At 64.8% G+C, this 3271-nt stretch carries 4 protein-coding genes; 1 reads left to right on the forward strand and 3 read right to left on the reverse strand.

Annotated features, from left to right (window positions below):
- Nucleotides 1–160: 160 nt before the first annotated feature.
- A complete protein-coding gene (locus tag EOD07_RS28025) occupies nt 161–1192 on the forward strand; it encodes an AraC family transcriptional regulator (protein WP_164772599.1) in 1032 nt (343 codons plus the stop codon).
- A 17-nt stretch (nt 1193–1209) separates the two neighbouring features.
- Here the strand turns inward: EOD07_RS28025 and EOD07_RS28030 are convergent, their stop codons facing one another.
- The 3 genes from EOD07_RS28030 to EOD07_RS28040 form a co-directional block, all read right to left on the reverse strand.
- Nucleotides 1210–1821 carry a LysE family translocator gene (locus EOD07_RS28030; protein WP_041012481.1) on the reverse strand — a complete coding sequence of 204 codons (612 nt, stop codon included), beginning with the start codon at nt 1819–1821 and terminating at the stop codon, nt 1210–1212.
- 228 nt (nt 1822–2049) lie between these two features.
- Complete coding sequence (locus EOD07_RS28035) at nt 2050–2394, reverse strand: YkgJ family cysteine cluster protein (RefSeq protein WP_127237697.1); 345 nt, start codon at nt 2392–2394, stop codon at nt 2050–2052.
- Nucleotides 2395–2604: 210 nt separating this feature from the next.
- On the reverse strand, nt 2605–3271 hold a 667-nt coding region (locus tag EOD07_RS28040), incomplete at its 5' end, for an SDR family NAD(P)-dependent oxidoreductase (protein ID WP_127237696.1).

Consider the following 3271-nt stretch of genomic DNA (forward strand, 5'->3'; position numbering starts at 1 on the left):
GCGTTCGATCGCGCGGAGCGTCCAACAGAAGACAGCTCCTGACGCCGGTTGGGGTTTAAAGCTTCCGGCCGGGGACGGAATGACGGGGCGTCCGCGTTCGTTGACAGCGCGTCCGGAACTCGAATGGAATGCCGCGCAGCTTGCGCGGGAAAGGGGTGGAATGGCCGGGGACGCTCTATCGGACCTTTTGAAAACGGTGCGCCTCACCGGCGCGACGTTTTTCGACATCGAGGCCCAGGACCCTTGGGCGGTGTGCTCGCCCGCGCCTGCCTCGATACTGCCGAGGATACTGCCGGGCGCCGATCATCTGATTTCCTATCACGTGCTGACGTCCGGCCGTTGCTTTGCCCGCATCGTCGGCCAGGAGGCTATCCCGGTGGAAGCCGGCGAGGTCGTGGTCTTCACCCACAGCGATCCGCACATCATGTCGAGCACGCCAGATCTCCGGGCCGATCCGCCGACGGCGGATGTGCTGGAGATCGCGGCCGCAAGCCAGACGCCCTTCCCGATCAACTACGTGAAGGACGGACCGCTGTCGGCACGGCTGGTCTGCGGCTATCTCGCCTGCCATGCCCTGCCCTTCAATCCGCTGCTCGAAGCGCTGCCGCCCGTGATCAAGGCCGGAGACGTTGAAGGCGATGGCGGCTGGCTCGGCCAGTTCATCAGGCTGGCGGTCTCGGAAGTGGCCGAGAAGCGGGCCGGCAGCGAAACGGTGCTGACCAAGCTCAGCGAACTGATGTTCGTCGACGTGCTGCGCCGCTATGTGGAGTCACTACCCCCGCAACAAACCGGCTGGCTGGCGGGCCTGCGCGATCCGCATCTGGCGAAGGCGCTGGCGCTGATCCACGACCGGCCGGCCCATAATTGGACGGTGGAGGCGCTGGCCAAGGAGTCCGCGCTGTCGCGCACGGTGCTGGCGGAGCGATTCACCAAGATCGTCGGCATGCCGCCGATGCACTATCTCGCCAAATGGCGCATGCAAATCGCCTCGGAACTGCTGAGCGCCGGCAACAGCAATGTCGCAAACATCGCGGCGGAAATAGGCTACGAATCCGAAGCGGCGTTCAGCCGGGCCTTCAAGAAGATGATCGGCGTCCCACCTTCAGCCTGGCGGCTCGGCGTCCGGGCCGCGCCCGACTTTTGCAGCGATGAGACGTCCGAAACCGAAAGCGAGCCGGTGGACCCGAATTGACCGACCGCGGCAACGAACTAGCGATCGGCCAGCGCCAGCTTGGCGCCGAGCATGACGAAGGCGGCAGCGAAGCTGCGGCGCATCCAGGTCAGCACCTTCGGCCGCGTCACGATATGGCTGCGCACCGAAGCCGCGAACACGCCGTAGACGGCGAAGATGACGAAGGTCATCAACATGAAGACGCCGGAGAGCTCCAGCATCTTGGGCAGCGCGTGTGGCTCGGTTGTGCTGACGAATTGCGGCAGGAAGGCGAAAAAGAAGATCGACAGTTTCGGGTTCAGCACGTTGACCAGGATTCCGGTGGTGATGGTCCTTGCGGTTGAGCGCGGCGCGGCATCCTCGTCGATGCTGAGGCCGCCTTTTTCCTTCAACGTATTCCAGGCCATGTAGAGGAGATAGGCGACGCCGAGATATTTCAGCGTCTCGAAGGCGACGGCGCTTGTGTGCAGCACAGCGGCGAGACCGGTGATGGCGGCCGCCATATGCGGGATGATGCCCAGCGTGCAGGCGAAGGCGGCGATGATCGAGGCGCGCGCGCCGCGCGAGAGACCGGCGCTCAGCGTGTAGAGGACGCCGGTGCCGGGCGAGGCCACGATGATCAGCGACGTCAACAGGAATTCGATGCTCATGGATTTCCTCCGCGGCCCTGCCCGACGCGAAGGTACCGGGAGGCGTGCGGCGGAGCAAGCGGGGCGCCTTTCCTCACCTCCATGAAACGGGGAAGAGGTGGCTCGGCGAAGCCGGGACGGAGGGGGATGGCGCTGCCCTTGAAAGCAATCAGAGGGAGCCCGCCGGCGTCGCAGCTCCTCTCCGGCCGCTGCGCGGCGACCTCTCCCTCGCCTTGCGGGGGCGAGGAACTAGTTCACCGGCAGCCCGTGCGCTGCCCTCGCCATCAGGCAGTCGCCGCCGCCGGGCATGCAGGCGCGGCAGACATCGGGGCGGAGATCATAGATGCCGCAGGCCGTATGTTTGCCCACCTCGCCGGTGAGCGCCGAGCACCGCGCGCCCTCGCAGCGCATTCCTGACTGATCGGCCGCGACCAGCTCGGCCGGAATGCGGTCGAGCTGCTCATCCTCCTCGGTCGAAAAACGTGGCCAGTCGGCCGCGTAGGAACAGCAGGCGCCGCAGCTCTGGCAGTCGAAGGTGGCGCTTTGCGAAAGCGACAAGGTGATGGCGGGGTCGAGCGGCAAGGCGATCCTCATGCGTGCCTTTGTCTTGGCGCAGGATTGCGGCCCCCGTCCATCCTTCAACGCAATTTTTTCCGGCAGCACGATTTTTTTCGCTTTTGCGAGGAACTCTTTCGCCGGCTGCCGGTTTTATCCTTGCTGTCAGCAGTTCGAGAGCAATCGAGAAAGGTTGGCGGCAAAAAGACGCCTCCCGCGTGTAAAAGCGCGAGAGGCGTTTTTCGTTGTTCAGCGTTCCTGATCGGTCGGGCGGATAAGTATCTCGTTGACGTTGACCCTTGGCGGCTGGCTGACGGCATAGAAAATGGCGTTCGCGATATCCTCGGCGGTCAGCGCTTCCATCGTGGCGAGACGGTGTTCGAGTCCGGCCTTCGATTCCGCGTTGGTGATGTGGTCGCCGAGCTCGGTGCGCACTAGGCCGGGCTCGATGACGGTGACGCGCACCTTGTCGGCATAGACCTCCCGGCGCAGCGACTCCGAGAAGGCGACGACGCCGAACTTGGTCGCCGCGTAACCGGTCGCGCCCGGATTGGCAACGCGGCCGGCCACCGAGGAGACGTTGACGATATGGCCCTTCGAGGCCTTGAGATGCGGCAGCGCCGCCTTGGTGGTCGCCATCAGGCCGATCAGGTTGAGCTCGATCATTTGCCGCCAGTCGTCGAGATCGGCTTCAGCCGCGGGGGCAAGCAGCATGACGCCGGCATTGTTGACGAGGATGTCGAGTCGCCCCCATTCGGATACGACCTTGTCGACCATCGCGACAATGTCGCTGGCCTTGGCAATATCGGCTTCAATGGCGAGAGCGACGCCACCCGCCTTCTCGATGCGGGCAACCAGTGCTTCGAGGCGATCGGCACGACGGGCGGCGACCGCGACTTTCGCGCCTGCCGCGGCA

The sequence above is a fragment of the Mesorhizobium sp. M2C.T.Ca.TU.002.02.1.1 genome (assembly GCF_003997225.1).

What these genes read in the sequence shown, in the direction of transcription:
- EOD07_RS28025 (WP_164772599.1), top strand. Translation starts at nt 161, where the DNA reads ATGGCCGGGGACGCTCTATCGGACCTTTTGAAAACGGTGCGCCTCACC.
- EOD07_RS28030 (WP_041012481.1), bottom strand. Translation starts at nt 1,821, where the DNA reads ATGAGCATCGAATTCCTGTTGACGTCGCTGATCATCGTGGCCTCGCCC.
- EOD07_RS28035 (WP_127237697.1), bottom strand. Translation starts at nt 2,394, where the DNA reads ATGAGGATCGCCTTGCCGCTCGACCCCGCCATCACCTTGTCGCTTTCG.